Origin of the sequence: Streptomyces sp. NPDC017202 (genome assembly GCF_044331705.1) — a bacterium.
Taxonomy (GTDB): Bacteria; Actinomycetota; Actinomycetes; order Streptomycetales; family Streptomycetaceae; genus Streptomyces.
The window spans coordinates 512,792-538,984 of sequence record NZ_JBIRNP010000001.1; the positions used below are offsets into that span (position 1 = coordinate 512,792).

18 protein-coding genes are annotated in these 26,193 nt (G+C 73.9%); 10 read left to right on the top strand and 8 right to left on the bottom strand.

Going from position 1 to position 26,193, the window contains the following annotated elements; genetic code table 11:
- Positions 1–38: 38 nt before the first annotated feature.
- On the top strand, positions 39–524 hold the full coding sequence (locus ACH4N1_RS02155) for an excalibur calcium-binding domain-containing protein (RefSeq protein ID WP_398093865.1): 486 nt from the start codon (positions 39–41) through the stop codon (positions 522–524).
- A 266-nt stretch (positions 525–790) separates the two neighbouring features.
- Here the strand turns inward: ACH4N1_RS02155 and ppdK are convergent, their stop codons facing one another.
- Both ppdK and ACH4N1_RS02165 read right to left on the bottom strand, forming a co-directional pair.
- On the bottom strand, positions 791–3,538 hold the full coding sequence (gene ppdK, locus ACH4N1_RS02160) for a pyruvate, phosphate dikinase (protein ID WP_398093867.1): 2,748 nt from the start codon (positions 3,536–3,538) through the stop codon (positions 791–793).
- 508 nt (positions 3,539–4,046) lie between these two features.
- The gene (locus tag ACH4N1_RS02165) at positions 4,047–5,267 is read right to left on the bottom strand and encodes an ROK family protein (RefSeq protein ID WP_398093869.1); all 1,221 of its coding nucleotides are present in this window, start codon (positions 5,265–5,267) and stop codon (positions 4,047–4,049) included.
- A gap of 132 nt (positions 5,268–5,399) precedes the next feature.
- Here ACH4N1_RS02165 and ACH4N1_RS02170 point away from each other — a divergent pair, with 132 nt between their 5' ends.
- From ACH4N1_RS02170 to ACH4N1_RS02180, 3 genes are all read left to right on the top strand, one after another.
- On the top strand, positions 5,400–6,890 hold the full coding sequence (locus tag ACH4N1_RS02170) for an MGH1-like glycoside hydrolase domain-containing protein (protein ID WP_398093871.1): 1,491 nt from the start codon (positions 5,400–5,402) through the stop codon (positions 6,888–6,890).
- Positions 6,887–8,824 (top strand): glycogen debranching N-terminal domain-containing protein, encoded by a 1,938-nt coding sequence (locus tag ACH4N1_RS02175; RefSeq protein ID WP_398093873.1) that lies wholly within the window; start codon positions 6,887–6,889, stop codon positions 8,822–8,824. The genes ACH4N1_RS02170 and ACH4N1_RS02175 overlap by 4 nt, the downstream gene beginning before the upstream one ends.
- A 154-nt stretch (positions 8,825–8,978) precedes the next feature.
- A complete protein-coding gene (locus ACH4N1_RS02180) occupies positions 8,979–10,784 on the top strand; it encodes a CDP-alcohol phosphatidyltransferase (protein ID WP_398093875.1) in 1,806 nt (601 codons plus the stop codon).
- Positions 10,785–10,834: 50 nt separating this feature from the next.
- On the opposite strand, the gene dusB is transcribed toward ACH4N1_RS02180, so the two are convergent.
- The gene (gene dusB, locus ACH4N1_RS02185; RefSeq protein WP_398093876.1) at positions 10,835–11,977 is read right to left on the bottom strand and encodes a tRNA dihydrouridine synthase DusB; all 1,143 of its coding nucleotides are present in this window, start codon (positions 11,975–11,977) and stop codon (positions 10,835–10,837) included.
- Positions 11,978–12,058: 81 nt separating this feature from the next.
- On the opposite strand from dusB, the gene ACH4N1_RS02190 reads away from it, so the two are divergent.
- Positions 12,059–13,504 carry an MFS transporter gene (locus ACH4N1_RS02190; protein WP_398093878.1) on the top strand — a complete coding sequence of 482 codons (1,446 nt, stop codon included), beginning with the start codon at positions 12,059–12,061 and terminating at the stop codon, positions 13,502–13,504.
- Positions 13,505–13,925: 421 nt separating this feature from the next.
- On the opposite strand, the gene ACH4N1_RS02195 is transcribed toward ACH4N1_RS02190, so the two are convergent.
- Positions 13,926–18,497 (bottom strand): HAD-IC family P-type ATPase, encoded by a 4,572-nt coding sequence (locus ACH4N1_RS02195; RefSeq protein ID WP_398093879.1) that lies wholly within the window; start codon positions 18,495–18,497, stop codon positions 13,926–13,928.
- On the bottom strand, positions 18,497–19,021 hold the full coding sequence (locus ACH4N1_RS02200) for a hypothetical protein (RefSeq protein WP_398093881.1): 525 nt from the start codon (positions 19,019–19,021) through the stop codon (positions 18,497–18,499). The genes ACH4N1_RS02195 and ACH4N1_RS02200 overlap by 1 nt, the downstream gene beginning before the upstream one ends.
- 284 nt (positions 19,022–19,305) lie before the next feature.
- Here ACH4N1_RS02200 and ACH4N1_RS02205 point away from each other — a divergent pair, with 284 nt between their 5' ends.
- Complete coding sequence (locus ACH4N1_RS02205) at positions 19,306–19,512, top strand: hypothetical protein (RefSeq protein WP_398093882.1); 207 nt, start codon at positions 19,306–19,308, stop codon at positions 19,510–19,512.
- Positions 19,513–19,628: 116 nt separating this feature from the next.
- On the opposite strand, the gene ACH4N1_RS02210 is transcribed toward ACH4N1_RS02205, so the two are convergent.
- Entirely contained in the window at positions 19,629–21,011 is a 1,383-nt protein-coding gene (locus ACH4N1_RS02210; RefSeq protein ID WP_363088155.1) for a glycine--tRNA ligase, read from the bottom strand.
- Positions 21,012–21,229: 218 nt separating this feature from the next.
- Between ACH4N1_RS02210 and ACH4N1_RS02215 the strand changes: the two genes are divergently transcribed.
- The 4 genes from ACH4N1_RS02215 to ACH4N1_RS02230 are packed head-to-tail and all read left to right on the top strand — an operon-like array spanning position 21,230 to position 24,376.
- Positions 21,230–22,210 (top strand): metal ABC transporter solute-binding protein, Zn/Mn family, encoded by a 981-nt coding sequence (locus tag ACH4N1_RS02215; protein WP_398093884.1) that lies wholly within the window; start codon positions 21,230–21,232, stop codon positions 22,208–22,210.
- The gene (locus ACH4N1_RS02220; protein ID WP_398093885.1) at positions 22,207–23,004 is read left to right on the top strand and encodes a metal ABC transporter ATP-binding protein; all 798 of its coding nucleotides are present in this window, start codon (positions 22,207–22,209) and stop codon (positions 23,002–23,004) included. The genes ACH4N1_RS02215 and ACH4N1_RS02220 overlap by 4 nt, the downstream gene beginning before the upstream one ends.
- Positions 23,004–23,906 carry a metal ABC transporter permease gene (locus ACH4N1_RS02225; RefSeq protein WP_398093887.1) on the top strand — a complete coding sequence of 301 codons (903 nt, stop codon included), beginning with the start codon at positions 23,004–23,006 and terminating at the stop codon, positions 23,904–23,906. The genes ACH4N1_RS02220 and ACH4N1_RS02225 overlap by 1 nt, the downstream gene beginning before the upstream one ends.
- A 59-nt stretch (positions 23,907–23,965) precedes the next feature.
- On the top strand, positions 23,966–24,376 hold the full coding sequence (locus ACH4N1_RS02230) for a Fur family transcriptional regulator (RefSeq protein ID WP_398093888.1): 411 nt from the start codon (positions 23,966–23,968) through the stop codon (positions 24,374–24,376).
- A gap of 103 nt (positions 24,377–24,479) precedes the next feature.
- Here ACH4N1_RS02230 and ACH4N1_RS02235 read toward each other — a convergent pair whose 3' ends face one another.
- A complete protein-coding gene (locus ACH4N1_RS02235; protein WP_382794716.1) occupies positions 24,480–25,313 on the bottom strand; it encodes an isoprenyl transferase in 834 nt (277 codons plus the stop codon).
- Between the two features lie 35 nt (positions 25,314–25,348).
- The gene (gene recO, locus ACH4N1_RS02240) at positions 25,349–26,095 is read right to left on the bottom strand and encodes a DNA repair protein RecO (protein WP_366057638.1); all 747 of its coding nucleotides are present in this window, start codon (positions 26,093–26,095) and stop codon (positions 25,349–25,351) included.
- Between the last annotated feature and the right edge of the window lie 98 nt (positions 26,096–26,193).

Consider the following 26,193-nt stretch of genomic DNA (forward strand, 5'->3'; position numbering starts at 1 on the left):
CGGTCGTCCCTCTGACACCACCGTCTCAGGGGGACGACATGAGCAACCCGTACACCACCACCCGCCCCGCGCCGAGATGGGCCCGCAAGCGCTATGTCCTGCCCGCGCTCGCCCTCGCCCTGTTCGTCGGGGTCGGCATGGGCGGGAGTGCCGAGGACTCCGCGAAGGACGCGGAACCCCTCTCCGCCAAGCCCCGGCCGACGGTCACGGTGACGACGACGGCCACCGCCACCGCGACCGCCACCGCGACCGCCGCCCCGGAGCCGGCGCAGACGGTGACCGCGACGGAGACGGTGAAGGTGACCAGGACGGTCACGGCCGAGCCGGCGGCGGACGACGACAGCGGCTCGTACGGCAGCAGTTCGGGGGGCTCCGGCGACTCGGGGGGCGCGGGGGGTTCCGACAGCGCCTACTACGCCAACTGCACCGAGGCCAGGGCCGCGGGCGCGGCCCCCGTCCACGCGGGCGACCCCGGCTACGGCCGGCACCTGGACCGGGACGGCGACGGAACGGGCTGCGAGTAGCGGACCGCGGAAGGGCGGCGCGAGCCGGGAACGGCGCGAGCCGGGAACGGCGCGAGCCGGGAACGGCGCGAGCCGGGAACGGCGCGAGCCGGGAACGGCGCGAGCCGGGAACGGCGCGAGAGGGCGGCACCCCCGCACAGGGTGCCGCCCTCTCTCGGTGCGCCGGAGCCGCCGCGATCGGTGCTGAGGGTCGGGGACCGCAGCGGCTCCGGGTGTGGAGAGGGGTGGGGGACGGACCGTCAGGGGACTGTCCCCCACCCCCCGGCTCAGCGGTGGTCGCTGCCCTCCGACTGGGTCGCCGCCCGGCCCGCCTCGAGGCGGGCGACCGGGATGCGGAAGGGGGAGCAGGACACGTAGTCGAGGCCGACCTCGTGGAAGAAGTGCACGGACTCCGGGTCGCCGCCGTGCTCGCCGCAGACGCCGAGCTTCAGGTCGGGGCGGGTCGCGCGGCCGGCTTCGGCGGCGGCCTTCACGAGGGAGCCGACGCCGTCCTTGTCGATGGTCTCGAAGGGGGAGACCCCGAAGATGCCCTTCTCCAGGTAGGCGGTGAAGAAGGAGGCCTCGACGTCGTCGCGGCTGAAGCCCCACACGGTCTGGGTGAGGTCGTTCGTGCCGAAGGAGAAGAACTCCGCCGCCTCCGCGATCTGACCGGCGGTCAGCGCGGCGCGCGGCAGCTCGATCATCGTGCCGATGGACAGCTTCAGCGACACGCCCGTGGCCGCCTCGACCTCGGCGACGACCTGGTCGGCCTCCTCGCGGACGATCTCCAGCTCCTGGACGGTGCCGACGAGCGGGATCATGATCTCGGCGCGCGGGTCGCCCTTGGCGTTCTTGCGCTCGGCCGCGGCCTCGGCGATGGCGCGGACCTGCATGGTGAACAGGCCGGGGATGACCAGGCCGAGGCGTACGCCGCGCAGGCCCAGCATCGGGTTCTGCTCGTGGAGGCGGTGGACCGCCTGGAGCAGGCGCAGTTCGTTCTCGTGGGGCTCCTGGCGGGACTCCGCGAGCGCCACGCGCACCGACAGCTCGGTGATGTCGGGGAGGAACTCGTGCAGCGGCGGGTCGAGGAGGCGGACGGTGACGGGCAGGCCGTCCATCGCCGAGAACAGCTCCACGAAGTCCTTCTTCTGGAGCGGCAGGAGCGCCGCCAGCGACTCCTCGCGCTCGGCCTCCGTGTCCGCCAGGATCAGGCGCTCGACCAGTTCACGGCGGTCGCCGAGGAACATGTGCTCGGTGCGGCACAGGCCGATGCCCTGGGCGCCGAAGCGACGGGCGCGCAGCGCGTCCTCGGCGTTGTCCGCGTTGGCGCGGACCCGCAGGCGGCGCTTGCGGTCGGCGAACGCCATGATCCGGTGCACGGCCTCGACCAGTTCGTCGGCGTCGTTGGCGCCGGCGTGCATGCGGCCCTCGAAGTACTCCACGACGGGGGACGGGACCACCGGGACCTCGCCCAGGTAGACCTTGCCGGACGAGCCGTCGATCGAGATCAGGTCGCCCTCCTCGACGACGTGCCCGCCGGGCACCGTCATCCGGCGGCGCTTGGTGTCGACCTCCAGCTCCTCCGCGCCGCAGACGCAGGTCTTGCCCATGCCGCGGGCGACGACCGCCGCGTGCGAGGTCTTGCCGCCGCGCGAGGTGAGGATGCCCTCGGCCGCGATCATGCCGTCGAGGTCGTCGGGGTTGGTCTCGCGGCGGACCAGGATGACCTTCTCGCCCGAGCGGGACCACTTGACGGCGGTGTAGGAGTCGAAGACCGCCTTGCCGACCGCGGCGCCCGGGGAGGCGGCGATGCCCCGGCCGACCTGCGCGGCCTTGGCGTGCTCGTCGAAGCGGGGGAACATCAGCTGGGCGAGCTGGGCGCCGTTGACCCGCTGGAGGGCCTCGGTCTCGTCGATGAGGCCCTGGTCGACGAGCTGGGTGGCGATGCGGAAGGCGGCGCCGGCCGTGCGCTTGCCGACCCGGGTCTGGAGCATCCACAGCTGACCGCGCTCGATGGTGAACTCGATGTCGCAGAGGTCCTTGTAGTGGTTCTCCAGCGTCTCCATGATCTGCATCAGCTGGTCGTACGACTTCTTGTCGATGGACTCCAGCTCGGCGAGCGGGACCGTGTTGCGGATGCCGGCGACGACGTCCTCGCCCTGGGCGTTCTGGAGGTAGTCGCCGTAGACGCCCTGGTGGCCGGAGGCGGGGTCGCGGGTGAAGGCGACGCCGGTGCCGGAGTCGGGGCCGAGGTTGCCGAAGACCATCGAGCAGACGTTGACGGCGGTGCCCAGGTCGTGCGGGATGCGCTCCTGACGGCGGTAGAGCTTGGCGCGGTCGGTGTTCCAGGAGTCGAAGACCGCGTGGATGGCCAGGTCCATCTGCTCGCGCGGGTCCTGCGGGAAGTCCCGGCCGGCCTCGGTCTTGACGATCTTCTTGAACCTGGTGACGAGCTTCTTGAGGTCGGCGGCCTCCAGCTCGGTGTCGACCGTGACCTTCTTGGCCGCCTTGGCGGCCTCCAGCGCCTCCTCGAAGAGGTCGCCGTCGACGCCGAGGACGGTCTTGCCGAACATCTGGATGAGGCGCCGGTAGGAGTCCCAGGCGAAGCGGTCGTCGCCGGCCTGCTTGGCCAGGCCCTGGACCGACTTGTCGGAGAGGCCGATGTTGAGGACGGTGTCCATCATGCCGGGCATCGAGAACTTGGCGCCGGAGCGGACGGAGACGAGCAGGGGGTCGTCGGCCTGGCCGAGCTTCTTGCCCATCTTCTCTTCCAGGGCGTCGAGGTGCGCACTCACCTCGTCACGCAGTGCCGCCGGTTCCTCACCGCTGTCGAGGTAGACCTTGCAGGCCTCGGTGGTGATGGTGAAGCCGGGGGGCACCGGCAGGCCGAGGTTGGTCATCTCGGCGAGGTTGGCGCCCTTGCCCCCGAGGAGGTCCTTGAGGTTCTTGTTGCCCTCGGTGAAGTCGTAGACGAACTTCACGGCCTCAACACTCGTGGCCGTTCCGGCTACCGGGAGATCTTTTTTTTCCGACACGGGTCTCGACTCCTCGAGGACGCGGTGGCTGCCCTGACGGCCAGGAACATACCCAGATCGAAGGCACCTGGGTACGTCCACTTGTGCGTCATACGCCTGTAACCAGTCGTCCGCCACCGGATCGAAAGTCAAAGCTCGGCAAGCGCGGAGCGGCCGGTGTTTTCACTTCTTGAACGCATCCCTCTTCACACGCCCCATTTTGCGCTCATGTGAGCGCCCGTCGCCACGCTTGATTTCGATCGATGAACGATCAAGGGGTGGCACTGAGTGCCACCCCTTGAGGAAGTGCAAACGAGCGCGTGCTGCTCATCTGAGCACTACCGCTATCAAGGGTGGCGAGAATCACGCTTCCACAGGCCGTCGGATTTCACCATCCGGACGCTTCCCCGGACGCGACCCGGACCCGCCTCCGAACGGAAACGCGCTCGTCACACGACCGCCGCCCGACCCCGGCCGCAGTCGTACGCCCGGCGTGCACCGCCGCCCGCACACCCGGCGCCCGCCCCCGTCACACCCCCAGCGCCAGCAGCCGCTCCTCCACCCGCCCGGGCGCGTACAGGTGCTCCACCACCAGCGCGCCGGCCCCCACCAGCCCCGCCCGCTCCCCCAGCCGGGAGGTCACCACCTCCAGGCGGGCCGTGGAGCGGGGCAGCGCCCGCTGGTACAGCAGCTCGCGCACGCCGGTGACGAAGGAGGTGCCGGCGAGGTCCCCGGCGATCATCAGCACGCCCGGGTTGAGCAGTGTCACGACGGTCGCCAGCACGTCGCCGACCTGGCGCCCGGCCTCGCGGGCCAGCGCGGCCGCGCCCGGATGCCCGGCGGCGAGCAGGTCCCGCACGTCCGAGCCGGAGGCCGCGGGCACCCCGGTCTCGGCCAGCCTGCGGGCCACCGCGCCGCCGCTGGCGACGGCCGCGAGACAGCCGTGGGAGCCGCAGCGGCACAGCGCCTCGGAGCCCACCCGGATGTGCCCGATGTCGCCGGCGCCGCCGTCGACGCCCCGGAAGATCTCGCCGCCCACCACGACCCCGGCGCCGATGCCGGTGGACACCTTGACCAGCACGAACGCCGAGCAGTCGGGGTATCCGGTGCGCTGCTCGCCGTAGGCCATGAGGTTGGCGTCGTTGTCGACGAGGACGGGGACGGGCGCGGTGCCCGCGCGTTCCGTGAACGCCCTGGCGAGCCGGCCGCGGATGTCGTAGCCGTCCCAGCCGGGCATGATCGGCGGCTGGACCACCAGGCCGGTCTCGCTGTCGACCGGGCCGGGCACGGCGAGGCCGATGCCGCACACCTCGTCCGCGCGGTGGCCGGCCTTCTCCAGCAGTTCCGCGAACCAGCCGCCCAGCTCGCCGAGCACGGTGTCGGGGCCGTCCTCGACGGCCAGCGTGCCCGAGTGCTCGGCGAGGACCTCGCCGGTCAGGGACAGCACGGCCGCGCGCGCGTGGCGGGTGTCGAGGTCGGCGGCGAGGACGACGGCGTGCGCGTCGTCGAACTCGAGCGTGATGGAGGGGCGGCCGCCCAGCGGGGAGTCGACGGGGCCGCCCGCGCCCTCGCGCAGCCAGCCCGCGCGGAAGAGGCGGTCCAGGCGTTGCCCGACCGTGGCCCGGGAGAGTCCGGTGGCCTGTTGGAGGGCACCTCGCGTGGTGGCCCGGCCGGTGCGTACCAGCGCGAGCAGGTCTCCGGCGCCGGCCTGACCGCCGCCCCTGCCCGTCCGTCCGGGCTGTCCGGTCATGCGCACCCCCTTGTGTTTCTCAATCCTGCATTACATATTGAGTTCTGCGTGTTAAATAGACGTAACCCCACGGTAGCCACTGCCGAACCGGTCGACGGTGGCCTCGTCGTCGTCGTTCTTCGGGGAGCCCGAGTGGATCGCACTGCCCAGCTCGTCGCCCGTCCCGCGGAGTACCCCTCCGTATACGATCCGACCACCGCGGCCGGGTCGCCGCACCTCAGGGCCGTGGAGGTGCTGGACGGCAACTGGACGGGAACCTCGACGGTGCCCTCGCGCGGCCTGTACCCGCACCAGTGGTCCTGGGACTCGGCGTTCGTCGCGATCGGGCTGCGGCACGTCTCCCCGCGCCGGGCGCAGACCGAGCTGGAGACGCTGCTGGACGCCCAGTGGGGCGACGGGCGCATCCCGCACATCGTCTTCAACCCCTCCGTACCGCTCGACGCGTACTTCCCGAGCCCCGACTTCTGGCGCTCCTCGACCGCGGGGCGCGCTGCGGGCGCCCCGCGCACCGTACAGACCTCCGGCATCGTGCAGCCACCGGTGCACGCGCTGGCGGCCTGGCTGGTGCACCGCGCCGACCCCGGGCTGTCCCGGGCGCGCGGCTTCCTCGCCCGGGTGTACCCCCGGCTGGCCGCCTGGCACCGCTACCTGCTGCACCGGCGGGACCTGGGCGGGGGCGGTCTGGCGTCGGTCGTGCATCCCTGGGAGCAGGGGATGGACAACGCCCCCTCGTGGGACGCGCCGCTCGCCCGGATCACCCCGGCCCCGGCCCGCTCCTTCCGGCGCGCCGACCTCGCCCACGGGGCACCGGAGGACCGGCCGACGGACCTGGACTACGGGCGGTACGTGCGGCTGGCGGCGGACTACCGGGACGGGGGGTACCGGGACGGCGGGTACCGGGACGGGCCGGGCGGGGGAAGGGGGGACGGGACGGGCGGGGGAAGGGGAGACGGCCGGGCCGCCTTCGCCGTCGAGGACCCCGCGTTCAACGCCCTGCTCATCGCCTCCGAGCACGCGCTGGCCCGGATCGCGCGGGAGCTGGGGGCCACCGGCACCGCCCGGCACGCGCGCGCGGAGCGGCTGACGGCGGCGCTGGTGGACCGGCTGTGGGACCCCGCAGAGGGCCTGTTCCTGTGCCGGGACCTGCGCGGCGGCGGCCTGATCCCGGAGCGCGGGGTCGCCGGCCTGGTCCCGCTGCTGCTGCCCGCCCTGCCCCGCGAGATCGTCTCCGCTCTCGTCCGCACCCTGCGCGGCCCGCACTTCGGGGTGGGTGTCACCACCCGCCTCGCCCCCAGCTACGACCTGCTCGGCGAGGCCTTCGACCCGCACCGCTACTGGCGGGGGCCGGCCTGGTTCAACACCGCCTGGCTCGTCGAGCGGGGTCTGCGGCTGCACGGCGAGCGGGCGGACGCGGACGCGCTGCGCGAGGCCGTGCTGGACCTCGCGGACTCCTCGGACTTCGCCGAGTACGTCGACCCGTACACCGGCGTGGCCTGCGGGGCGACCGGCTTCAGCTGGACCGCCGCGCTCATGCTCGACCTGCTGCACGACACGGACGGCGTGCCGTGCGGCACGGACATCGTCAGGGACGACAGCTCGTTCAAGGGAGGGGACCGGGGATGACGGACCGGCATCATCTGCTCGTGTACGGCGGGACGTTCGCCGCCGTCGGTGACCGCGGGGACATCAGCGGCGTGCGCGGCGCCGGATCCCCCGACGGGTTGTTCGTCAGGGACGCGCGCCACCTCAGCCGCTGGCAGCTCACCGTGGACGGGGCGGTGCCCGAGGTGCTCGTGCCCGTCGCGGACGGGGACGCGGCGCGCTGTGTGCTCGTACCGCGCGGCGGTCGCACGGAGCCGCCGTCGTGCACGGTCTTCCGCGAACAGGCGGTGGGCGAGGGCTCGTTCGTCGAGTCGCTGCGGGTGGTCGGCAACCGTCCAACGCCGCTGACGGTCCGGCTGGCGCTCACCGTCGACGCCGACTTCACCGACCAGTTCGAACTCCGCTCCGACCACCGCACCTACGCCAAGACCGGCGCGGTCCGCGGCCGCCGGATCCTCGACGACGGGGTGGAGTTCAGCTACCGGCGCGGCGAGTGGCGGTCCCTCACGGCGGTGACCGCCGACCCCGCGCCGGACGGCGTGGAGGAGACCGGCACCGGCGCCCGCCGCCTGGTGTGGACCGTGGAACTGGAGCCGCACGGCTCGGCCGAGCTGACGCTGCGGGTGATGGCCCGCCCGCACGGCGAGAAGCGGGCCCTGCGCGTCCCCGGCTCCCCCGCCGCGCTGACCGCGAAGCTGCTCGCCGAGGAGGGGGCGTTCGTGGAGGGCGTGGCCTTCCCCACCGGCTGGCCCGAACTGGCGGCCGCCTGCGCGCGGGGCCTCGCCGACCTGGCCGCGCTCCAGGTCCCCGCGACCGGGCCGGACGGGGAGGAAGTGCGCGTCCCGGCCGCCGGCGCCCCCTGGTTCCTGACCCTGCTGGGCCGCGACGCCCTGCTCACCTCGCTCTTCGCGCTGCCCTACCGGCCCGCCCCGGCCGCCGCCACGCTCCTCGCGCTGGCCGCGGCCCAGGCCACCGAGACCGGCCCGGAGTCGGTCGCCCAGCCCGGCAAGATCGTCCACGAGGTGCGGCACGGCGAACTCGCCCACTTCCATCAGGTCCCCTACGGCCGCTACTACGGCTCGGTGGACGCCACCCCGCTCTTCCTCGTCCTGCTCGGCGCCTACGTCGAACAGACCGGCGACGCGGCCCTCGCCCGCCGGCTGGAGCCGCACGCCCGCGCGGCCGTCGGCTGGATGCTCGACCACGGCGGCCTCACCTCGCGCGGCTACCTGGTCTACCGCGCCGACCAGGGCGGCCTCGCCAACCAGAACTGGAAGGACTCCCCCGGCGCCATCTGTTCGGCCGACGGCAGCCGCCCCTCGGGCCCGGTGACGGCGGCCGGGGCCCAGGGCTACGCGTACGACGCGCTGCGCCGGACCGCGTTCGTGGCGCGCGCGGCGTGGCGGGACGACACCTACGCGGCCCTGCTCGAACAGGCCGCCGCCGATCTACGCGACCGCTTCCAGCGGGACTTCTGGATGCGCGAGCGCTCCTTCCCGGCGCTCGCGCTGGACGGCGAGGGCCGCCACGTCGACGCGCTCGCCTCGGACGCCGGCCACCTGCTGTGGTCGGGGCTGCTGGACAAGGAGTACGGCGAACTGGTCGGCCGGCGACTGCTGGAGCCGGACTTCTTCTCCGGCTGGGGCGTGCGCACGCTGGCGGCCGGGCAGCCGGCGTACCACCCGCTGTCGTACCACCGCGGTTCGGTGTGGCCGCACGACAACGCGCTGATCGCCCTGGGGCTGGCCCGCTACGGCCTGCACGACGAGGCCCGCACCGTCGCGCACGGGCTGGTCGACGCGGCCACCGCGACCGGCCACCGCCTGCCGGAGGTGCTCGCGGGCTACGGCCGCGACACCCACGCGGAACCGGTGCCGTACCCGCACGCGTGCGTGCGGGAGTCCCGCTCGGCGGCGGCCCCGCTGGCCCTGCTCACGGCGGTGGGCGGAGCGTAGCGTCACCCATGGCCGGACGTTTGCCCGGTGTTTGCCGACCGCTCGCCGGGACCGGTGAACGCCGGGCCCGGGCACGCCGTACGAAACGGTGGCGGATCCGGTCCCCCCACCGGATCCGCCGCTCCGCCCGGCTTCGTACGGAAGGACCCCTCGGGTGCCTGTCTTCACACGGTCTCGTGACCTGCCCGACTCCCGCGACGGCTCGCCCGAGGGCGCCGACGGCACCGAGGCGGCCGGGGAGCCCGAGGCGCCGGAGGGCGGAACCACGCCGCCGCGCACCCTCGCCTCCCGCATCGCGTACGGGTGGGCCTGGCGGAGCCGCCATCCGCGGGCGGCGCGCGCGCTGTGGTGGACGACGACCGTGCTGGCCCTCGTGCTCGTGCTCGGGGCGATGGTGCTGCCGAACCAGCTGGGCCTCCTGCGGGCCGACCGGCTTCTGCGGCTGCCCGGCGAGGCGATCGTCTCGGCGGCCGTGCTGCTGTCGCTGCCGCGCCGCCCCCGGGTGGTGGCCGCGGCGGCGCTCGGGGCCGGCCTCGCGGCGCTGACCGTGGTCAACGTCCTGGACATGGCGTACTCCGAGTACCTGGGCCGCGGCTTCAACCTGGTCCTGGACTGGGGTCTGCTGGACGACGCGCAGTCCTACGTCGCGGACTCGATGGGCGGGGCGACGGCCCTCGGCGCCGCGATCGGCCTGCTCCTGCTGATCGCCGTGCTGTTCGTCGTGATGGCGCTGGCGGCGGTCCGGCTGAGCGAGGTGCTGGCGCGCAACGTCCCCGCGGCGACCCGCGGCACGCTGATCGCCGGCACGGTCTGGATCACCTGCTCCGTCCTGTCCCTCCAGTACGCCGGGCTGCCGCTCGCCTTCCACCGCGCGGTCAGCGCCGTCACCGTCAAGGCCAAGGACGTACGGCAGACCCTCGCGGACGAGGCCGCGTTCGCGAAGGAGGCCCGCGCGGACGCCTTCGGCGACACCCCGCCCGACCAGCTCGTGCCCGACCTGCGCGGCAAGGACGTGATCTTCACCTTCATCGAGAGCTACGGCCGCAGCGCGATCGAGGACCCGATCATGTCCCCCGGCGTCGACCGGACGCTCACCGCGAGCACCGCCGCGCTGGCGAAGGCCGGCTACCGCGCCAAGAGCGGCTGGCTGACCTCGGCGACCTTCGGCGGCAGCAGCTGGCTCGGCCACTCCAGCACGCTGTCCGGGCTGTGGATCGACAACCAGCAGCGCTACCGCACGGTCATGAACAGCGACCGCCTCAGCCTGCCGAAGATCTTCCAGAAGACCGGGGCCTGGGACACGGTGGGCGTGATGCCCGGCATCCAGAAGGCGTGGCCCGAGCAGAAGCACTACGGCCTCGACAAGGTCTACAACGCCTTCCAGATGGGCTACCGGGGACCGAAGTTCAGCTGGTCGACGATGCCCGACCAGTACGCGCTGGAGGCGTTCCAGCGGCTGGAGCACGGCAGGGAACGCGACAGGCCGCTGATGTCGGAGATCATCCTGACCTCCAGCCACCAGCCGTGGGCCCCGCTCCCGGAGATGGTCGGCTGGGACGAGGTGGGCGACGGCTCGGTCTTCGACGGCATCCAGCGGGCCGGCGAGAAGGCGTCCGACGTCATCGCCGACTCGACCAGGTCCCGCGAGGCCTACGGCAGGTCGATCGAGTACTCGGTGACCGCCCTCACCCAGTGGCTGGAGCGCTACGGCACCGAGGACACCGTCCTGGTCTTCCTCGGCGACCACCAGCCCATCACCCGGGTCAGCGGCGAGAACGCCAGCCGTGACGTGCCGGTCTCCGTCGTCGCCAAGGACCCGGCGGTCCTCGACAAGATCGCGGCCTGGAAGTGGACCGACGGCCTCCGGCCGGCCCACGACGCCCCGGTCTGGAAGATGGACCTCTTCCGGGACCGCTTCCTGACCGCGTACGGGTCGACCCCGCACCCCACGAAGGACTGACCCGGACCGGGAACCGGCGGGGCGTGGGAGGGCACACCCCGTCGGTCGCCTCAGCCGCCGGAGGTGTCCAGTTCCGCTTCCTCGCCGACGCCCGCGCAGTCGTAGGGGTCCTTCAGCCAGCCGTCCGGGAGGACGACCCGGTTGTTGCCGGAGGTGCGCCCGCGGGGGCCGTCGGCACCGGCGGGCCAGGGCTGGTCGAGGTCCAGTTCGTCGAGTCCGGCGCGGAGCTCCGCCAGGGAGGAGGTGACCGCGAGGCGCCGCCGCATGTCGGAGCCGACGGCGAAGCCCTTGAGGTACCAGGCGACGTGCTTGCGGAAGTCGACGACGCCCCTGGTCTCGTCGCCGATCCACTCGCCGAGGAGAGTGGCGTGCCGGACCATGACGTCGGCGACCTCGCGCAGGGAGGGGCGCGCGACGTCCTGGGGACGGCCCTCGAAGGCGGCGACCAGGTCCGCGAACAGCCACGGCCGGCCCAGGCAGCCGCGGCCGACGACCACTCCGTCGCAGCCCGTCTCGCGCACCATCCGCAGCGCGTCCCCGGCCGACCAGACGTCGCCGTTGCCGAGGACGGGGATCTCCGGGACGTGCTCCTTCAGACGGGCGATCGCCTCCCAGTCGGCGGTGCCGCCGTAGTGCTGGGCGGCGGTACGGCCGTGCAGCGCGATGGCGGTGACGCCCTCCTCGACGGCGATGCGGCCGGCGTCGAGGTAGGTGATGTGGTCGTCGTCGATGCCCTTGCGCATCTTCATGGTGACGGGGAGGTCCCCGGCGCCGCCGACGGCCTCGCGGAGGATGGCGCGGAGCAGGTTGCGCTTGTAGGGGAGCGCGGAGCCGCCGCCCTTGCGGGTGACCTTGGGGACCGGGCAGCCGAAGTTCAGGTCGATGTGGTCGGCCAGGCCCTCGTCGGCGATCATGCGGACGGCCTTGCCGACGGTCGCCGGGTCCACGCCGTACAGCTGGATCGAGCGCGGCTTCTCGCTCGCGTCGAAGTGGATCAGCTGCATGGTCTTCTCGTTGCGCTCGACCAGCGCCCGGGTCGTGATCATCTCGCTCACGAACAGGCCCTTCCCCCCACTGAACTCCCTGCACAGGGTGCGGAAGGGCGCGTTGGTGATACCGGCCATGGGAGCGAGGACGACCGGCGGCTGAACGGTGTGCGGGCCGATCTGCAAGGGGGGAACGGGCGTGGACATCCGCCCATTGTCACCCATCGACGACCCTCATGTAGCGGTCATTAGTTAGACGCACTATCGAACCCGGCGTAGCATGACCGCATGCCCGAGCTGAGCCAGCGACGACGTCTGCTCGTCCTCGCGATCTGCTGCATGAGCCTGCTGATCGTGAGCCTCGACAACACGATCCTCAACGTCGCCCTCCCCGCGATGCAGCGCGACCTGCACGCCGGCACCTCCGGCCTCCAGTGGACGATCGACGCCTACACCCTCGTCCTCGCGTCCCTGCTGATGCTCGCCGGGTCCACCGCCGACCGGATCGGCCGCAGGAAGGTCTTCCTCGCGGGCCTGGTCGTGTTCTCCCTCGGCTCCCTGCTCTGCTCCCTCGCCCCCGGCCTCGACCTGCTGGTCGCGGCCCGCATGGTGCAGGCCGTCGGCGGCTCGATGCTCAACCCGGTCGCCATGTCGATCATCACCAACACGTTCACGGACCCGCGCGAACGCGCCCGCGCCATCGGCGTGTGGGGCGCGGTCGTCGGCATCTCCATGGCCGCCGGCCCCCTGATCGGCGGCCTGCTGGTGGAGTCCGTCGGCTGGCGCTCCGTCTTCTGGGTCAACCTGCCGGTCGGCCTCGCCGCCCTCCTGCTGACCCTGCGGTACGTCCCCGAGTCCCGCGCCCCGAAGGCCCGCCGCCCCGACCCGGTCGGCCAGCTCCTGGTCATCGTCCTCTTCGGCTGCCTGACGTACGCGATCATCGAGGCGCCCGAGGCCGGGCCCGGCACCAGCCTGCCCTTCGCCGCGGTCGCCCTCGCCGCCCTGCTCGGCCTCCTGCGCTACGAGCCCCGCCGCGACGAACCCCTCATCGACCTGCGGTTCTTCCGGTCGGCGCCGTTCAGCGGGGCGACCGTGATCGCGATCAGCGCCTTCGCGGCGCTCGGCGGGTTCCTGTTCCTGTCCACGCTGTACCTCCAGAACGTCCGCGGCCTCGACGCCCTCCACGCCGGTCTGTGGATGCTGCCGATGGCCCTCCCGACCTTTCTGTGCGCCCCCCTGTCCGGGCGGCTCGTCGGCAGCCGGGGGCCACGGGTGCCCCTGCTGGTCGCCGGCCTCGCGATGACCGCGAGCGGCGTGCTGTTCGCCGCGTTCGACGCGGAGACCTCCGACACCACGCTGTTCCTCGGGTACGTGCTGTTCGGCATCGGCTTCGGCTTCGTGAACGCCCCCATCACCAACACCGCGGTCTCGGGGATGCCCCGCGCCCAGGCCGGGGTCGCCGCCGCCGTCGCCTCCACCAGCCGGCAGCTCGGCCAGACCCTCGGGGTCGCGGTGGTCGGGGCGGTGCTCGCGGCGGGCATCGGGGCGTCGGCGTACCGCGAGACGTTCGTGGCGGCGGCGGTGCCGGGATGGTGGATCCTCGCCGGGTGCGGGGCGCTGGTGCTGGTGGTGGGCCTGGTGAGCAGCGGGCCGTGGGCACGGGGGACGGCCGCGCGGGCGGCCGAGCGGCTGGCCTCCCCCGAGATCCGCGAACAGGCGGAGCTGAGCGCCTGACGCCCTGCGGGCGGGCTTTCGGGGGGGGCGGGTAGCGCCCTGCGGGCTGACTCAGGAAGGGGCAGACGAGCAGCGCCACGGGCCTGCGGGCGGCAGGCCCATGGCGCCCAGCGGACGGACTCCCGGGCGGCAGGCCCATCGCGCCCGGCCGCCAAGCCTCCGGACGGCGGGCGGGTGCGCCCCGCGGCCGGACCCACGAAGCGGCAGACGCGCAACGCCCCGCACCACAGGCCTGCGGGCGGCAGGCCCGTGACGCCCGGCGGACGGACTTGCGGGCGGCAGACCCATCACGCCCGGCCGCCAAGCCTTCGGACGGCGGGCGGGTGCGCCCCGCGGCCTGCTCGGGGGGCGGCGGGCTCGGACCGTCCCGGGCCGGGCGGGCCGCGGTGCCGCATGGCACCGCGTCCCTCGCGAACCGCGCTCACGCCGCTCGTGCGGCCGGGCCGGGCCGGCGCCTCAGCAGCAGGTCCTCCACCCTCGGCAGTGCCTTCTGGCCCGCCAGGGCCAGCGCCATCGCCGCCAGGACCCCCGCCCAGGCCAGCGGGCCCAGTGGCGTGCAGCCGAAGAACTGACTGGCGCCCGGCGTCTCCACCAGCGCGAACAGGACCGCCGCCGACCCCAGGGACGTGAGGCGCACCAGGGGGCTGTCGCGGCGGTCGGCCAGGGTCTGGGCCAGTTGCGTGCCCACCACCGCGCACAGGGCCATCGTGGTCGAGCGCCGGGCCGTGCCCGGGGTGAAGCGGCCGATGAGCCAGGCGACGGTGGCGCCCAGGCAGGTGGTGAGGGCCCGGTGGCGGATCTGGCGGACGAGAGGGGCGCCGAGGAGGGCCGTGCCCAGGGGGGCGCCGGTCTCCGCGGCGTCGGCCTCCTCCTTGGGGGTCACCGCCACCGCCATCGCCGGGAACAGGTCCGTGAACAGGTTGACCAGCAGCATCTGGCGGGTGGACAGGGGCGCGGAGCCCGACAGCAGGGTGCCGAGGACGCCGAAGCCGACCTCGCCCGCGTTGCCGCCGATGAGGATGGCGATGGCGTCGGCCACGCTGTGCCAGAGCGAACGGCCTTCCTGGACGGCATCGATGAGGACCGAGAGGTCGTCGCCGGTGACGACGAGGTCGGCGGCGTTGCGGGCGGCGGCCGAACCGCGGGCGCTGATGCCGACGCCGATGTCGGCGGCGCGGATCGCGGCGGCGTCGTTGGCGCCGTCGCCGACCATGCCGACGACCCGGCCCGCGTCCCTGAGGGCCTCGACGACCTGGAGCTTCTGCTCGGGCGCGACCCGGGCGACGACGTCGGCGTCCCGGAGCATCCGGGAGCGCACGGAGCGGTCGGCGGCGGCGAGTTCGTCGCCGGTGACCACGTTCGCGTCGTCCGGCCAGCCCAGCCCGACGGCGATGGCGTGCGCGGTCCGCGGATGGTCGCCGGTCAGCACGACGGGCCGTACGCCCGCCTCGCGCAGTCCGTGGACCAGGGCCGGCGAGGTCTCGCGCGGTACGTCGGCGAGGGCCACGAGTCCGGTGAACTCCAGCCCCTCCAGGGGCGCTTCGAGGGCGTCCGCCGCCCGCTCGCCGTCCGCCAGCGGGCGCTGGGCCACCGCCAGGACCCGCAGGCCGTCGGCGGCGAGGGACTGGGACCGGTCGTGCAGCCGGGAGGGCAGACCGGCGCAGGTGGGCAGGACGGTCTCCGGGGCGCCCTTGACGACCAGCACGGGCGGACCGCCGGCGGACCGCCCGACCGCGGCCGCGTAGCCGCGGCCGGCCTCGAAGGGCAGCCCCTCGGTCTGCCGCCAGTCGGGGTCGGGTCCGGCGGCGTCCAGGACGGCCTCGTCGGTGGCGTGCGCCGGGCGGTGCGGGTCGCCGTCGAGGCGGGGGCAGGCCCGGGCCGCGGCGCGCAGGGGGGCGGCGGCGGCCGGGTCGGTGAGTGGGTGGACCGTGCCGTCCGGACCGGTCACCCGGACCAGGCGCAGCCGGTTCTCGGTGAGGGTGCCGGTCTTGTCGAAGCAGACGGTGTCCATCCGGCCCAGCGCCTCCAGCGTGCGCGGGGTGCGGACGAGGAGGCCGCGGCCGCTGAGCCGGCGGGCGGCGGCGAGCTGCGCGACCGTGGCGACCAGGGGCAGCCCCTCGGGTACGGCGGCCACGGCGACGGCGACCCCGCCGCTCACGGCCCGGCGGACCGGGGTGCCCCGCAGCAGCGCCAGGCCGGTCACCGCGGCGCCGCCCGCCAGGGTCAACGGCATGGCCTTGCGGGTGATCTCCTGGAGGCGGGCCTGCACTCCGGCGGCCGGCGGGACGCGCGCGGCGAGGGAGACGGCGCGGGCGGCCTCGGTGCGGTCGCCGGTGTCGACGACGAGGGCCCGGGCGTGCCCCGCCACCACGGTCGTCCCCTCGAAGACCATGCACCGCCGTTCCGCGACGGGGGCCTTCGGGACGGGGTCCACGGCCTTGCCGACCGGCAGGGACTCGCCGGTCAGCGCCGACTCGTCGACCTCCAGCCCGTCCTCCCACAGCAGGCGGGCGTCGGCGGGCACGACGTCGTCGGCCTGGAGGTCGATGACGTGGCCGGGAGCGAGCCCGGCGGCGTCGACCACGTGCGTGGCCGTCCCGTCGTCGGCGACCCGCGCCTTCTGCTGCTGTCCCGCGACCAGCCCGGACAGGGCGCGCTCGGCCCGCAGCCGCTGGAAGCCGCCGACCAGGGCGTTCAGGTCGAGGGCGCCGAGGACCAGCAGGGCGTCCACGACCGAGCCGAGGATCGCGGACGCGGCCGAGCCGACGGCCAGGACCGGGGTGAGCGGGTCGTCCAGTTCGCCCCGCACGGCCCGGGCCAGCTGCCCCGACCAGCGCGCCGGGGCCAGCACGGGAAGGCGTACGACCGTGCCGGCGGCCGTGCGCACCCGGGCCGCCGCCCGTTCGGCGGGGCCCGGTTCCGGGGGCGCCTCGCGCTCCAGCCGGTCCCGCACGTCGTCCGGGTGCAGGGCGTGCCAGGCGACCCGGGGCCGGGGGTGCGGCGGGCGGGCCAGGGCGACGCCGAGCGCGGCGCGCGCTCCGGTCAGCAGGGCCAGCGCGGCGCCCGCGTCGACGGGCGCGTGCCGCAGGCCCGGCAGCAAGGAGCCGGGACTCCTCCCGCGGGACTCGCCGACGGCCACGAGCAGGCCGGACAGCGCGGCGCCGGACCGGGCCAGGGTCTGCGACCGGCCGCCGACCCGGCGGGCCGCCGGTACGGCGGTCAGCAGCCGCCACACGTCCGCCAGGCCGTGCGGGGCGAGGACGTCCGCGCCCCACACCACCTGGCCGTCCTCGTCGGTGAGGGCGACGGCCACGTCGCCGCGCAGCAGACCGGCGGTGACGTCGGCGTCGTCGTGGGGGCGGGGGCGGGCGACCGCGACGACGCCGCCCTCGCCGCGCAGCCCGTCGACCACCTCGCCCAACGGGCGGTCCGCGCCGACGACCCGGTCGGCGAGGCCGGTGAAGTCGGCCAGTGCCGGGTCGTCGACGACCACGACGCGCAGGCCGGCCCGGCGGGCGGCGTCCAGGACGGGCTCGGTCCACGGGTCGGCGCCCGCGCCGGGCTTTCGGAGCGCACTGGGGTGCAGGACGACCGTCCGGGCCATCTCCAGCTGCCGCAGCCGGCCCGGGTCGCGCACCAGCACGCCCTCGCGGGAGAGGGCGCAGCCAAGGGCGGCGTGGAAGACGGCGGGCCCGTACCGGGCCGCCTTCGGGGAACCGGCCAGGACCGCCTCCGCCGACTCGGCGAGGTCGTGCTTGACGAGCAGCGCCGCCACCGCGCCCAGGACGCTGCCCGCCGAGGCGTGGGCGGCGTACTCCTGGGCCGGGGAGGTGCGCAGCGGCGGCCGCAGGGACGGGTCGGCGGGCACGCTGTGCCGGTCCGGGACGCACAGGTGGTCGTGGACGGTCTCGAAGGCGGCCGTCCGCACCAGCGCCTCCGTCAGCTGGGCGGCGCGCAGCGCGCCGTCCAGCACCAGCGAGGTCGGGGTGTGCCCGGCGCCGTGCACGGCCGCGTTCACGACGGCGAGGAAGACCTCCATGCGGGGGTCGCCCAGGCGGGCCCGCAGCCAGGAGCGGAAGCGGGGGTTCTCGCGCAGCAGCGTGACCGCGGCGGTCAGCAGCCGCGGCGACGGCGGCAGCCGCAGGGCGGACCCCGCCAGCGCGGCCGCGGCACCCGCCGCGTCGGCGGCGAGGGTCTCGGCGGCGGTCCGCACGGAGGCCGGATCGCCGGGGTGCCCCAGCTCCTCCACGTCGTCGTCGGCGGGGACCAGCCCGTGCCGCTCCGCGAGCGCCTCCGCCCGCTCCACGACGCTGTCGCTCACCGCCTCCTCGACCGCCACCACCACCAGCCGTGCCAGCCCGCTGTCCCAGTAGGCGAGGGCGACATCGGGATGTTCGGCGAGCACGGCCGCCACCCGGCGGGCCCGGTGTTCGAGGGAACGGGTGCGGGAGGTGACGCCGGCGGGGGCCTCCGCGGGGGCCCCGGCGTCCGCCGGGCGGGGCGGCTCCCCGGGGAGCGGGGGCGCAGGAGCCTCGGCGTCCGGGCGGGGCGGCCTCCCGGCATCCGGGCGTGCGGCAGCCTCGGCAGCCGCACCGGGCGCGTCCTGGGGAACCGGGCGCGCGGAGGCCTCGGTGTCCGTCGGACCTGGCGGCCTTCCGGCCTGCGGGCGCGCGGAGGCCTCGGCGGTCGGGTGGGGCGGCTTTCCAGGGGTGGTCTCCCCGAGCGTGGCCTCCCCGGGGGCGGCCTCGCGCAGGGACAGGTGGGTGCGGGTGCCGGCGCGCCAGTGGGGGGAGGTGCCCGGGAGGGCGGCGCGGGTGACCCGGGCCAGCCGTAGTGCGGAGTCCGCGACCCGTACTCCCGCCCTGGCCGTGCCCGCGACCGCGCCGGCGGCGGCGCCCACGGCCGGGGCCGTGCCGCGGGCGAGCAGGCGCGGGCCGGCCAGGGCCAGCCCGGCGGCGGCCGCCGCGGGCCGGGTGAGGATTCCCGTGGCCATCACCGGCCCTCGGCGTCCCGTGCGGCACGCGACGGCGTCGCGTGGTGCGAGGGCAGCTTGTCGGAGGGGGTCGCGGGCGTCGCCGCGCGCTCCGCCGCGGCGGCCACCGCCGAGTGCCCGGCGAGCACCTCGGGCGTGGTCGGTGCGCCGGACGCGTCGCCCGCGGTGCGCCTGCCGGTCCCACCCGCGTCCGCCACGTCCGTGCCCGCCACGTCGGCGCCCGCCACGTCCGTGCCCGCCGCGTCGCCGTCCGTCCGCGGCCGCGGTCGCGGCTGGGTCAGCCAGGCCACCGCCGCCCCGGTCACCGCGACGGGCCACTCCACGACCCCGGCGACGCCGAGCACGCCCGCGCCGGTGTAGACGGCGAGCCGGCGCCCGCGCGGGGACACCGCGCCGACCTTGTCGAGCGCGCCCCCGGCGGCCCGGCCCACCAGGCCGGCGCCGGGCACCCTGTTCAGCACCGAGGCGGCCGCCCGCAGCGGCTGGGGGAGTTCCCGTGTCGAGGTCGCGTTCTGCTCGGTCATGGCTCTCACTCCTCGGGTGGCCCCCCTGTCCCCCGACCGCCCGAGTTCCCGCACCGCGGACCCTCACCCATGGACGGGACAACCGTCCCCGGTTCCTCCCGGCCGGGGTCCGGACCCGATCCGGCGGGTCCGCGTGCGGCCGCTCCGGCCGGGCCCGGCCCCGGTGCGCCGTTCCCGCGCGTTCCCGGCCGGCGAGCCCCGGTCCGGCCAACTCACCCCGTGGAATGCCCCGTTGATGTTGGACTTGTCGCACACTCTCAGCCGGTCCCGCCTCTGGAGGCAGCATGTCGGAGATCAACACGAGCAAGGTGAGCCGCTGGGACCAGCACGGGCGCGAGCACGTCGTCCGGGTCCGGCGGGCGGGGAGCCGGCGCACGATCCGGTGCGACACGTGCGGCTGGCACCAGGGCGCCCAGTTCCTGCCCTGGCTGAAGGCGGAGGAGCACCTGGCGCAGGCCCATCAGGCGACGGTGGACCCCGCGGGGGCGTAGCCCCGGCGGCGAGGCCCTCGCGCGCGGGGACTCCCCCGCCGCCCCGGACTCCACGGCGGCACCACGAAGCCCCCGGCTCCGGGAAGGGAGCCGGGGGCTTCGGTCGGTGCCGGGGCTCAGGCGCCGATCAGGCGGGCGGCCAGGTAGCCCTCGATCTGGTCGAGGGACACGCGCTCCTGCTTCATCGAGTCGCGCTCGCGCACGGTCACCGCGTTGTCCTCGAGCGTGTCGAAGTCGACGGTGACGCAGTACGGCGTACCGATCTCGTCCTGACGGCGGTAGCGGCGGCCGATCGCGCCGGCGTCGTCGAAGTCGATGTTCCAGTTCTGCCGCAGCGCCTGGGCGAGGCCCTTGGCCTTGGGCGACAGCTCCGGGTTGCGCGACAGCGGCAGCACGGCGACCTTCACCGGGGCGAGGCGGTGGTCGAGGCGCAGCACCGTGCGCTTCTCCAGCTTGCCCTTGGCGTTGGGCGCCTCGTCCTCGACGTAGGCGTCGAGCAGGAACGCCAGCATCGCGCGGCCGACACCGGCCGCGGGCTCGATGACGTACGGCGTCCAGCGCTCGCCGGCCTCCTGGTCGAAGTAGGAGAGGTCCTGGCCGGAGGCCTTGGCGTGGGCGCCGAGGTCGTAGTCGGTGCGGTTGGCGACGCCCTCCAGCTCGCCCCACTCGTTGCCGCCGAACTGGAAGCGGTACTCGATGTCGGCGGTGCGCTTGGAGTAGTGGGAGAGCTTCTCCTTCGGGTGCTCGTACCACCGCATGTTCTCTTCACGCAGGCCGAGACCGGTGTACCAGTTCCAGCGCTGCTCCATCCAGTACTCCTGCCACTGCTCGTCCTCGCCCGGCTTGACGAAGAACTCCATCTCCATCTGCTCGAACTCGCGCGTGCGGAAGATGAAGTTGCCGGGCGTGATCTCGTTGCGGAAGGACTTGCCCATCTGGGCGATTCCGAACGGCGGCTTGCGGCGCGAAGTGGTCTGCACCTGGGCGAAGTTGGTGAAGATGCCCTGGGCGGTCTCGGGGCGCAGGTAGGCGATGGAGCCGGTGTCCTGCGTGGGGCCGAGGTGGGTGGAGAGCAGGCCCGAGAACTGCTTGGGCTCGGTGAACTGGCCCTTGTTGCCGCAGTTCGGGCAGTTCACGTCCGCCAGGCCGTTCTCCGGCAGGCGCTTGTGCTTGGCCTCGTAGGCCTCCTCCAGGTGGTCCGCGCGGAACCGCTTGTGGCAGGAGGTGCACTCGGTGAGCGGGTCGGAGAAGGTGGCGACGTGGCCGGAGGCGACCCAGACCTCGGGGGCCAGGATGACGGACGAGTCGATGCCGACCACGTCCTCGCGCGACGTCACCATGTAGCGCCACCACTGGCGCTTCAGGTTCTCCTTGAGCTCGACACCCAGCGGTCCGTAGTCCCAGGCGGCGCGCTGGCCACCGTAGATCTCACTACAGGGGAATACGAAGCCACGGCGCTTGCTCAGGCTGACGATGGTGTCGATCTTGTCGGCGGCCACGGTGCTCTCTTCATAACGACGACGGGCGACGAAGCGAGATGCTTCCAGAGAATTGCCCCAGGGTACCGGCGGGGGCTCCCCCTCGGCCAAATCGGTACCCTTCCAAGGCTTCACGGAGGGCGGCGGACCCGCCGGGGGCATCCTCGCCGGGTCCTCGCCCCGGCCGCCGCCCACGACTTTGTTGACAACGGTTTCCATATTTGTTGAAAATGACTGTCATGAACGTACGACGACACCACATATCCGGGACGGCCCTCGCGGCCGTCACCGCCCTCGGCCTCGGCACCCTGTCCGCCTGCTCGACCGACAGCGCGGCCGCCGGCGGCACGGAGAAGTTCGATGTCGTCGCGTCGTTCTACCCGATGGCCTTCCTCGCCGAGCGGATCGGCGGCGACCACGTGAACGTCACCAGCCTGACCGAGCCCGGCCAGGAACCGCACGACCTGGAGATCAGCACGCGGCAGCGCGCCCAGTTGGAGGAGTCCGACGCGGCCCTCTTCCTCAAGGGCCTGCAGCCCGCGGTCGACGAGGCCGTCGACCAGTCCGGGATCGGGACGAAGATCGACGCCACCACCCTCACCACGCTGGAGGAGCACGGCAGCGAGGTCGGCGGCCACGCCGACGGGCACGAGGACGAGCACGCCGCCGAGGACGAGCACGGGCACGAGGAGACCGGCGGCAAGGACCCCCACGTCTGGCTCGACCCGGTGAAGTACGCCGAGGTCGCCGAGGGCGTCGGCAAGGCGTTCGCCGAGGCCGACCCGGACCACGCGGCCGACTACCGGAAGAACACCGCCGACCTGGTGGCCAAGCTCGGTGCCCTGGACACCGAGTTCAAGAACGGCCTGGCCGCCGCGAAGACCAAGGTCTTCATCACCACGCACGCCGCCTTCGGCTACCTCGCCGAGCGCTACGGCCTGACCGAGGAGGCCATCAGCGGCCTCGACCCCGAGTCGGAGCCCAGCGCCGCGCGCGTCAAGGAGCTTGAGAAGATGGCGAAGGCCGACGGCGTCACCACCGTGTTCTACGAGACGCTCGTCAGCGACAAGACCGCCAGGACCGTGGCCCGGGACGCGAAGCTGAAGACGGACGTCCTCGACCCGATCGAGGGCATCACCGACAAGTCCCGCGGCACCGACTACTTCGCGGTCCAGAGGGCGAACCTCAAGGCCCTGCAGACGGCCCTGGGAACCGCATGATCTTCACGGAGGGCGTGATGGACACCAAGAGCGAACCCGTCATATCGCTGCACGGTGTCCGCGCCGAACTGGGCTCGCGCCCGGTCCTGCGCGGCATCGACCTCACCGTGCACCGCGGTGAGGTCGTCGCCCTGCTCGGCGCCAACGGCTCCGGCAAGTCGACCACCGTGCGCAGCGTCATCGGCCAGGTGCCGCTCAGCGCCGGGCACATCGAGCTGTTCGGCACCGACCGGCGCCGGTTCCGGGACTGGCCGCGCCTCGGCTACGTACCGCAGCGCACCACGGCCGCCGGCGGCGTCCCGGCGACCGTCACCGAGGTCGTCTCCTCCGGACGGCTGTCCCGGGCCCGCTTCGGCGTCCTGCGCAGGGCCGACCACGAGGCCGTGCGCCGCGCGCTGGACCTCGTCGGCATGGCCGACCGCGCCAAGGACTCCGTCGACGCCCTCTCCGGCGGCCAGCACCAGCGGGTGCTGATCGCCCGCGCGCTCGCCGCCGAACCCGAGCTGCTGATCATGGACGAGCCGATGGCGGGCGTCGACCTGGCGAGCCAGGAGGTCCTGGCCGAGACCCTGCGCGAGCAGGTCGCCCAGGGCACCACCGTGCTGCTCGTCCTGCACGAACTGGGCCCCCTGGAGCCCCTCATCGACCGGGCCGTCGTCCTGCGCGACGGCTGCGTCACGCACGACGGGCCGCCGCCCCGGGCGCTCGGCCAGCACGCGCTGCCCGGCCACGACCACGTACACCCGCACGCTCCGGCGGGCACCGAACCGATCCGCACGGGACTGCTGAGCTGATGGACTTCCTCGACTACGCCTTCATGCAGCGGGCGCTGCTCGCCGCCGTCCTGGTCGGCATCACCGCCCCCGCCGTCGGCATCTACCTCGTCCAGCGCCGCCAGGCCCTCATGGGCGACGGCATCGGCCACGTCGCGATGACCGGCGTCGGCCTCGGCTTCCTGCTGTCGTGGTCCCCGGTCTGGATGGCCACCGCCGTCTCCGTCCTCGGCGCGGTCCTCATGGAGCTGATCCGCTGGTACGGCAGGACCCGCGGCGACATCGCCCTCGCCATGCTCTTCTACGGTGGCATGGCCGGCGGCGTGATGTTCATCAACCTCGCGCCGACCGGCTCCAACGCCAACCTGACGTCGTACCTCTTCGGCTCGCTGTCGACGGTGTCGGAGTCGGACGTGACCGCGATCTGCGCCCTCGCGGCCTTCGTGGTCCTCGTCACTGTCGGACTGCGCCGGCAGCTGTTCGCGGTCAGCCAGGACGAGGAGTTCGCGCGGGTCACCGGACTGCCGGTGCGCGCCCTGAACCTGCTGACGGCCGTCACCGCGGCGGTCACCGTCACCGTCGCCATGCGGGTCGTCGGCCTGCTGCTGGTGTCGGCGCTGATGGTGGTGCCGGTGGCGGCGGCCCAGCAGCTCAGCCGCAGTTTCGCGGCGACCTTCGCGATCGCCGTCGCGATCGGCGTCGGCGTGACGATCGGCGGCACGGTCACCTCGTACTACCAGGACGTCCCGCCCGGCGCGACGATCGTGCTGCTGACCATCGGCGCGTTCCTCGTGCTGACCGCCCTGGCCGCCCCGCTGGCCCGGCGCCGCGCCCGCGCGGCCGCCGCCGCGCAACCCGCCGGGGACCCGGCGGAGTGCGCGATTCCGGCCAGCCGCGCGGGCGGCGACGGAGTCGGCGTCTGACCACGCACAGCCCGGACTGGCACAATGGCCCGGCACAGCGCAGACGTGAGGAGGCAACGGTGACGACCGCTGGATCGCCCGTGAAGGGCCGAGCCACCCGGCAGCGCGCCGCCGTGGCGGCGGCGCTCGACGAGGTCGAGGAGTTCCGCAGCGCTCAGGAACTCCACGACATGCTCAAGCACAAGGGCGACTCCGTCGGGCTGACCACGGTCTACCGCACCCTGCAGACCCTCGCCGACGCCGGCGAGGTCGACGTGCTGCGCACCTCCGACGGCGAGTCCGTCTACCGGCGCTGCTCCACCGGCGAACACCACCACCACCTCGTCTGCCGCGCCTGCGGCAAGGCGGTCGAGGTCGAGGGACCCGCGGTCGAGACGTGGGCGGAGGCCATCGCCGCGGAACACGGGTTCGTGAACGTGGCCCACACGGTGGAGATCTTCGGCACCTGCGCGGAGTGCGCCGCGGGGTGAGCGGGACCCACGTGCGGGTGGGTCACGGGACCGCCCGGGGGCTTCGCCCCCGGACCCCCTTCTCGGCCTGAACGGCCTCGTCCTCAATCGCCGGACGGGCTGGTCACTCCTGCCGGCCCTCCATCGCCAGGAGCTCCTCGTTCGGGATCGCGCCGCCGAAGCGGCGGTCCCGGGAGGCGAACTCCAGGCAGGCCCGCCACAGGTCGCGGCGGTCGAAGTCCGGCCACAGGACGTCCTGGAAGACCATCTCCGCGTAGGCGCTCTGCCACAGCAGGTAGTTGGACGTGCGCTGCTCGCCGCTCGGGCGCAGGAACAGGTCCACGTCCGGCATGTCCGGGTAGTACATGTACTTCTGCAGGGTCTTCTCGTTGACCTTCGACGGGTCGAGACGGCCCGCCTTCACGTCCTCCGCGAGGGCCTGCGCCGCGTCGGCGATCTCCGCGCGTCCGCCGTAGTTCATGCAGAAGTACAGCGTGAGGCGGTCGTTGTCCTTCGTCTGCTCCTGCGCGATCTGGAGCTCCTTGGCGACCGACTTCCACAGCTTGGGCATCCGGCCCACCCAGCGCACCCGGATGCCCAGCTCGTCGAGCTGGTCGCGGGTCCTGCGGATGAAGTCGCGGTTGAAGTTCATCAGGAAGCGCACCTCGTCGGGCGAGCGCTTCCAGTTCTCGGTGGAGAAGGCGTACAGGGAGATGTTGCGCACACCGATCTCGACGCCGCCCTGGAGGACGTCCAGCACCCGCTCGGCGCCCACCTTGTGGCCCTCGGTGCGGGGCAGGCCCCGCTCCTTCGCCCAGCGGCCGTTGCCGTCCATGACGATCGCCACGTGCTCGGGGACCAGCTCGCCGGGGAGCTTCGGCGCGCGGGCGCCGGACGGGTGCGGCTCCGGCGCCTTGTACTCCCGACGCTGCCGCCCCAGGAACCCGCGTACGACCATGTGCTTCTCGTCTCCTCTTGCGTCTCGGCTTGCTTCTACTTCTCGACGTACCGCAGGGAGCGCAGACCGCGCTCCAGGTGCCAGTGCAGGTACGCGGACACCAGCCCGCTGCCCTCCCGCACGTACCGTGCCTCACAGGCGTCCGCGGTCTCCCAGTCTCCCGTGAGCAGCGCCGCCAGCAGCGCCAGGGCCTGCGGCGAGGGTACGACGCTGCCGGGCACCCGGCAGTCGACGCAGACGGAGCCGCCGGAGGCGACGGAGAAGAACCGGTTGGGGCCGGGCATGCCGCACTTCGCGCAGTCGCCGAAACTGGGCGCGTAGCCGTTGACGGCGAGGGAGCGCAGCAGGAAGGCGTCCAGGACGAGGTGCGGGGCGTGCTCGCCGCGGGCGAGGGTGCGCAGGGCGCCGACGAGCAGCAGGTACTGCTGCACGGCGGGTTCACCCTCGTGGTCGGTGAACCGCTCGGCGGTCTCCAGCATGGCCGTGCCGGCGGTGTAGCGGGCGTAGTCGGTGACGATGCCGCCGCCGTACGGCGCGATGGTCTCGCTCTGCGTGCAGAGCGGCAGTCCGCGCCCGATCAGCTCGCTGCCCCGCGCGAAGAACTGCACGTCCACGTGCGAGAACGGCTCCAGCCGGGCCCCGAACTTCGACTTGGTCCGCCGCACCCCGCGGGCGACGGCCCGCACCCGGCCGTGCCCGCGGGTGAGCAGGGTGATGATCCGGTCCGCCTCGCCCAGCTTCTGGGTGCGCAGCACGATGCCGTCGTCGCGGAACAGACTCATGCCGCCATTCTCGCCTACGCGGCGGGAGCGGTGTGCCGTCGGCGGTCCACCGCTCCCGCAACCGTGTGGCAGGAGGAGGCGTCCGTGACTGAGGGGAC